Raw genomic sequence first — 6,941 nt, forward strand, 5'->3', positions numbered from 1 at the left:
ACGCCATTGGTATACGATGGACTTCCACAGACTGGATGGAGCCGCAGATAAACGGGTCGACGAAGAGGCAACCGGAAAGTATATAATAGAAGCGGAGTTTTATTTTCATTTTGTATAACGCTCGCAAGACAATGCAAGGCCATGGGAGAGAGGATGAGGATGATGACAGAAGCAAACTTGGGCGCTGCCCATGCGGCGGAACGGGCTTATTGGCTGGAGAAGCTGGGGCAGGTAGCCGATCCTGTCTTGAACGCGCTGGCAGAGCGGAGGCTAAAGGATGCCATGCCGGTCGAATGCAAGCCCGGAACGGAGAAGGAGCGCGCCCAATTTACGCATCTGGAGGCTCTGGGCAGGCTGCTTGCCGGCATGGCGCCGTGGCTGGAGCAGCCTGGCGGAGCGGAGGAAGAAGCGGAAGAAAAGCTGCGTCTTCGTTATGCGGAACTGGCAAGAGCGGCCATTGATGCCGGCACGAATCCGGAATCGCCGGATTTCATGAACTTCTCGGAAGGCGGGCAGCCTATCGTCGACGCCGCGTTCCTGTCGCAGGCGCTGCTGCGCGCGCCGGAAGAGCTGTGGCGGAAGCTGGATCCGGGCGTGCAGCGCAACGTGGTCGCCGCCCTGAAGGCGACGCGCACCCGCAAACCTGGTTACAACAACTGGCTGCTGTTCTCCGCCCTTATCGAAGCGGCGCTGTTCGCGGCAGGCGAGTCGGACTGGGATCCCATGCGGATCGATTACGCGATCCGGCAGCACGAGCAATGGTACAAAGGAGACGGCGCCTATGGAGACGGGCCGGAATTTCATTGGGACTATTACAACAGCTTCGTCATTCAACCCATGCTGATCGATCTGCTAGAGACGATGCGAGGACAGGATGGGACATGGGATGACATTCGCCATGCAGCACAGCGTCGGGCCATCCGCTATGCCGCCGTACAGGAGCGGTTTATCGGACCGGACGGCTCCTTCCCTCCAATCGGGCGTTCGCTCCCGTATCGCTGCGGGGCGTTCCACAGTCTCGCCCAGAGCGCGCTGCGCGGCGAGCTGCCGGAGGAGCTCTCTCCCGAGAGCGTGCGATGCGCGCTGACGGCTGTTTTACGGCGCACGCTCGACGCGCCGGGAACCTTTACGCCGGAAGGCTGGCTCAAGATCGGCTTGGCGGGACATCAGCGGGAGATTGGCGAAAGTTACATTTCGACGGGCAGCTTGTATCTATGCGCGGTGGCGTTCCTTCCGCTCGGCCTCCCTGCCTCGCATCCCTTTTGGAGCGGTCCGGACGCGCCGTGGACCTCGAAGACGGTATGGAGCGGCGGCGAAATTCCGATCGACACTGCTTTGAAATCGTAACAAGGGCATAATAGTCAATAGCCATTGCTAGCCTGCATCCGTCGATCCGTCGTCGGCATGCAGGCTTGTTTGTTAAATAATAGTAAGTTATGAGTTTTCTCTATACTTGACCTATCATTCTCGGAACGAAACGCGCCTCGCCGCGCCGAATAAAGCGGAAAAAACCGCTTTAATAAGCTGCGCGATGCGAGATCCGCCGAATAAAGCGGAAAACTCCGCTTTAATGAACCGTGCGGTGCGAGATCCGCCGAATAAAGCGGAAAACCCCGCTTTAATGAGCCGCGCGATGCGAGATCCGCAGAATAAAGCGGAAAAGCCCGCTTTAATGAACCATGCGGTGCGAGATCCGCGCTAACGCTCCAACTATCTGCGGAAGTGGCGGGTTTGATAGTTGTAGTTATGGGCTCTCCCGCCTCACGCTATCGTTATCCAGCGGATACCGAATAACAGATCGTTTAAAGGATGATGAGGGGGAAGCAAATCTGAGTTGCGGCACACAAAAGTTGGCGCTAGCACGGAAAGGACAGTCAGGATGATCTACCCTGACGGTTTTACTTAGCGGGAGTAAAGTTTGAACGGATACGTTGCACAGACCGAGGTTCGACCTTGCTGCAGTAGACATCAGATTCTGTAGTCGCACCGTTATTTTTACCGAAAATTTGTCCTTAGGCACTTGAAATCGGATGGGAAGTTGAGTATGATAAAAATGGTTGTTAGCACTAGAGGCTCACGAGTGCTAACGAATAAAAATCATGCGACAAATTTAGAAGGAGGCTATTTTCAATGATTAAACCTTTGGGTGAACGCGTATTGATCGAACCAATCGCGAAGGAAGAAACGACTGCAAGCGGCATCGTATTGCCGGATACGGCGAAGGAAAAGCCGCAAGAAGGCAAAGTCATCGCGGTAGGCAGCGGATCGCTGAAAGACGGCGTACGCGTTGCATTGGAAGTAAAAGAAGGCGACCGCGTTCTGTTCTCCAAATATGCGGGAACTGAAATCAAATACGAAGGCAAAGAGTATTTGATCATGAAGGAAAGCGACATCCATGCGATTTTCGGCTAAGAGAGCCGGGTTCCAATAAGATTTAGATTCCGTATACTTTATTCTAACCAATCGGGAGGTTAACGATTATGGCTAAAGAAATTAAATTCAGCGAAGACGCTCGCCGTTCCATGCTGCGCGGCGTTGACGCTCTTGCTAATGCAGTAAAAGTAACGCTTGGTCCTAAAGGCCGCAACGTGGTGCTCGAGAAGAAATTCGGCAGCCCGCTTATTACGAACGACGGCGTGTCCATCGCGAAGGAAATCGAGCTGGAAGATGCATTCGAAAACATGGGTGCACAACTGGTTAAAGAAGTAGCTACAAAAACAAACGACGTTGCCGGCGACGGCACGACGACTGCAACCGTTCTGGCTCAAGCGATGATTCGCGAAGGTCTTAAAAACGTAACAGCCGGCGCTAACCCTATGGTTATCCGCAAAGGCATCGAGAAAGCCGTTAAAGCGGCCGTAACGGAGCTCAAAGCGATCTCCAAGCCAATCGAAGGCAAACAATCCATTGCGCAAGTTGCTTCCATCTCCTCCGCTGACGAAGAAGTGGGCCAACTGATCGCGGAAGCAATGGAGAAAGTCGGCAACGACGGCGTTATCACTGTAGAAGAGTCCAAAGGCTTTAACACGGAGCTGGAAGTGGTTGAAGGCATGCAATTCGACCGCGGCTACATCTCCCCATACATGATCACGGACACGGACAAGATGGAAGCGGTGCTCGACAACCCTTACATCCTGATCACGGACAAAAAAATCACGAACATTCAAGAAATCCTGCCTGTCCTGGAGAAGGTTGTACAATCCGGCAAGCAGCTTCTGATCATCGCGGAAGACGTGGAAGGCGAAGCGCAAGCGACGCTGGTTCTGAACAAACTTCGCGGTACATTTACTTGCGTAGCGGTTAAAGCTCCTGGCTTCGGCGACCGCCGCAAAGCGATGCTGCAAGATATCGCTGCCCTGACTGGCGGCCAAGTGATTACAGAAGAGCTCGGCCTTGAGCTCAAAGGCACTACAGTAGAGCAACTGGGCTCTGCTCGCCAAGTTCGTATCACTAAAGAAAACACGATCATCGTGGAAGGCGCCGGCGACTCTGCCGACATCCTTGCCCGCGTAAACCAAATTCGCGTTCAATTGGAAGAAACAACTTCCGACTTCGACAAAGAGAAGCTGCAAGAGCGTCTGGCCAAGCTGGCTGGCGGCGTAGCGGTAATCAAAGTCGGCGCGGCTACTGAAACCGAATTGAAAGAGCGCAAGCTTCGCATCGAAGACGCCCTGAACTCCACTCGCGCAGCGGTGGAAGAAGGTATCGTATCCGGCGGCGGCACGGCTCTGGTTAACGTATACAAAGCGGTTGCAGCTGTTGAGGCTAATGGCGACGAGGCGACTGGCGTTAACATCGTCCTGCGCGCTCTGGAAGAGCCAATCCGTACAATCGCGGCAAACGCAGGCCAAGAAGGCTCCGTCATCGTTGAGCGTCTGAAAAACGAGCCAGTAGGCATCGGCTACAACGCTGCAACTGGCGAGTGGGTCAACATGTTCGACGCCGGTATCGTCGACCCTGCGAAAGTAACGCGTTCCGCACTGCAAAACGCTGCTTCCGTAGCGGCTATGTTCCTGACAACTGAGGCTGTCGTAGCCGACAAGCCTGAGCCGAAGGGCGCTGGCGGCGCAGGCATGCCTGACATGGGCGGCATGGGCGGTATGGGCGGCATGATGTAATAAATCATTATCGAAGTAATTCGATGATGAGCGACCGCGCATTAGCGGTAGATTTCATCCGCCGATGGAGCAGAGTACGCTCCATGCGGTAATCAAGCTTAAACATAGCTCCCCGTGGTCACATTTTGGTCACACAGGAGTGCAAAAATTAGAGGTTTCGCATGAGTTCACCAAACTTTTGCGAAGCCTCTTTTTTGCGTGGTCACATGAAGGTAAAGATTAAAGTAATGCAGGTCCTCAGAGATGCACTGTATGCTCTACAGGGTTCAGCATCATATATTGAGCCTCAGCCCGCATCTTCTGCAACTCTTCAATGTATTTATCCCCAACGCTCGTATTGACTTCTTCCAGCACTAATATGTACGCGTCGATTTTTATTATGGCTTCTTCAGGGCTCTCGATCTTGGTATAGGTGAGTCGTACTTTATTTTCTTCAAAACGTATGTCCGGTTCATTGAAGAGGCCTCGATGACCGTCTACGATGTTGTAGTACATGCTCTGTTTGATTCGTTTCAAGACACTATCTTGTACGGGTAGAGGAGAGGAATCATAGCTCTCTGCAGGAATCGCGCAGGCAATTGCAAGCATCAGAATGAAGAAAATAACTATTCCAAGTGTTGCCCAAAGTTCCGCTACAAGTGAGAATTCACTGTCATTGAAGTAGAGTATACAGACTTTACCTATCAGGTATATGACAAGCATCTTAAGAGGGAAGAACCGGGGCTCACGTAAAAACTTCATACTATTCGCTCCTTTTGGTTAGGCAGAAAAAGAGGCATAACCAGTCGGCTATACCTAATAACTAATCTCGAAAGGCGGTTTTGTTGTAAGAGTAATGAACTCTCTTGTTTGTCCCATATTTGCTTCCATAGGATTCGTAAGCGTTGAATACCAACTCTGTATTCCTTCACGATTGTCCCCTCGAAGAATGATAGATGATATCGATTTCCCCAATTTTATCATAGTAAATTAGTCTATATATGAAACTTAAAGTTTTCTTTATAATTCGACAGTGTTTCTATCGACGATGATAACATAGTAGGAAAATAGTAACTAAATTTACGTAATTACTGTCGTAATTTGGTTGTTACGAAGGGAAGGTTAACGTAACTGGCAGGGGCTATAGGTCTTTGGCATTGGGAATGAGAGAGTCAGTATGGCAATTAAAGAGATTCATAACAGCTACTAGAAGGGATGAAAGAGTTTGAAGCAGGCAATAAAACGTGGATGGAAGATAAAATCACGGATTCTGGCGTTGATGCTCGTTATCAGCATGTTGGTGGGCTTGCTGCCAGTGAACTTAATGCCGGTGCAGCAGGCGACAGCTGCCGAGTCAAGCGGGTTTCAAGATGTTAGTCCAACGGACTGGTTCTACGATGCGGTTCTCTATGTCCAGAAGAATGACATATTCAACGGGACGGGTGTTGACAGCTTCTCGCCCCAGGGCACGATGACGCGTGCCATGTATGTGACGGCGCTTGGCCGAATGGCAGGCGTGGATGTAAGCGAATATCCAATCTCGACCTTTGCCGATGTGCAGACGGGGATTTGGTATGCGCCATATGTAGAGTGGGCTGCTAAGAAAGGGATTACCGACGGCACAGGCAACGGGAACTTTTCTCCAAATGCAACCGTATCCCGGGAGCAGATGGTGACGATGACTTTGCGGTATTTTGAAAGCCATCAGATTCCCTATCAAAAGAGTAATCTCGTAACCACGAAGCCTGCCGATCTCGCGAAGGTTTCCCCTTGGGCTGTTGATGCGGTCATCAAGTTGTGGCAAGCAGGCTTGTTCGTTGGAGATGCCAATGGCAACTTCAACCCGCATGACCAAGCGACCCGTGCGCAAGCTGCCGTTACCTTCATGCGCAGCAATGCGGTTGTTGAGGCGTGGCAAGGGCAGAATCAAGCGACGGCGACGCCTAAGCCAACACCAATACCAACATCAACGCCTGAACCCAGCAGCAACACCGGCGGCAATGGCGGAGGCAACAGCGGTGGCGGAGGCATTAGCATTACTGAGTATGCGATTACGTTCGAGAGCAACGGAGGTACAGCGGTAACTGGCCAGACGGTGAGACAGGGCTCCAAGGCAGAGGTACCTGAAGTGCCGACAAAGGAAGGTTACACGTTCGGCGGCTGGTATAGCGATAGCAGCTTGGCAATTCCCTACGACTTCACGGCAGCGGTGATGGGCAAAATTACCTTGTACGCGAAGTGGACGATTAAAAGCTTTACGGTGAGCTTTGACAGTAACGGCGGACCATTGGTTAATAGTCAGCCAGTGAATTATGGCGGTACGGTTACGGAACCTGACGCACCGACGCGGGAAGGTTATACGTTCGGCGGTTGGTTCAGCGACAGCAGCTTGACAGTCGGCTACAGTTTCGCGACACCGGTAACGGATAACATGACGTTGTACGCCAAATGGACGGCTAGATACACAGTGAGCTTCAACAGTAACGGCGGATCGACGGTGATTGAGCAGACGGTGAACGAAGGCGCTAAAGCTGCGGCACCTGGCGCGCCGACGAAGAAGGATCATGTGTTCGGCGGCTGGTACAGCGATAGCAACTTGACGACCGCATACGACTTCACAACAGCGGTGGTGACGGCTGATATCACGCTGTATGCGAAGTGGACGATGGTTCAAAAAAACAGCTACACGGTAAAATTCATCAGCAACGGCGGCACGGCAGTGACTGACCAGTCGGTGGAAGAAGGCGCCGTGGCTGCGGCACCCGACGAACCGACGCGGGCAGGTTATACGTTCGGCGGCTGGTACAGCGATAGCGGCTTGACGAGCCCTTACGGCTTTACGGC

Annotated in this window: 5 protein-coding genes; 4 read left to right on the top strand and 1 reads right to left on the bottom strand. The window is 52.3% G+C overall.

Annotated features, from left to right (window positions below; translation table 11 throughout):
• Nucleotides 1-159 precede the first annotated feature (159 nt).
• From PAT3040_RS07735 to groL, 3 genes are all read left to right on the top strand, one after another.
• A complete protein-coding gene (locus PAT3040_RS07735) occupies nt 160-1,347 on the top strand; it encodes a DUF2264 domain-containing protein (protein WP_108992150.1) in 1,188 nt (395 codons plus the stop codon).
• A 783-nt stretch (nt 1,348-2,130) separates the two neighbouring features.
• A complete protein-coding gene (gene groES / locus PAT3040_RS07745) occupies nt 2,131-2,412 on the top strand; it encodes a co-chaperone GroES (protein ID WP_087571121.1) in 282 nt (93 codons plus the stop codon).
• Nucleotides 2,413-2,480: 68 nt separating this feature from the next.
• Nucleotides 2,481-4,118, top strand: coding sequence for a chaperonin GroEL (gene groL, locus PAT3040_RS07750; protein WP_087571120.1), 1,638 nt, complete (start codon nt 2,481-2,483; stop codon nt 4,116-4,118).
• Between the two features lie 237 nt (nt 4,119-4,355).
• On the opposite strand, the gene PAT3040_RS07755 is transcribed toward groL, so the two are convergent.
• The gene (locus PAT3040_RS07755; protein WP_108992152.1) at nt 4,356-4,859 is read right to left on the bottom strand and encodes a hypothetical protein; all 504 of its coding nucleotides are present in this window, start codon (nt 4,857-4,859) and stop codon (nt 4,356-4,358) included.
• A 463-nt stretch (nt 4,860-5,322) separates the two neighbouring features.
• On the opposite strand from PAT3040_RS07755, the gene PAT3040_RS07760 reads away from it, so the two are divergent.
• Nucleotides 5,323-6,941 (top strand): InlB B-repeat-containing protein (locus PAT3040_RS07760; protein ID WP_181376491.1); only part of this gene is annotated, 1,619 nt, incomplete at its 3' end.

This window comes from Paenibacillus agaridevorans (genome assembly GCF_003112455.1).
GTDB classification, from domain to species: domain Bacteria; phylum Bacillota; class Bacilli; order Paenibacillales; family Paenibacillaceae; genus Pristimantibacillus; species Pristimantibacillus agaridevorans.

Excerpts from the sequence above, each read along its gene's own strand:
- groES (WP_087571121.1), top strand. The coding sequence starts at position 2,131 with ATGATTAAACCTTTGGGTGAACGCGTATTGATCGAACCAATCGCGAAG.
- PAT3040_RS07735 (WP_108992150.1), top strand. The coding sequence starts at position 160 with ATGATGACAGAAGCAAACTTGGGCGCTGCCCATGCGGCGGAACGGGCT.
- PAT3040_RS07755 (WP_108992152.1), bottom strand. The coding sequence starts at position 4,859 with ATGAAGTTTTTACGTGAGCCCCGGTTCTTCCCTCTTAAGATGCTTGTC.
- groL (WP_087571120.1), top strand. The coding sequence starts at position 2,481 with ATGGCTAAAGAAATTAAATTCAGCGAAGACGCTCGCCGTTCCATGCTG.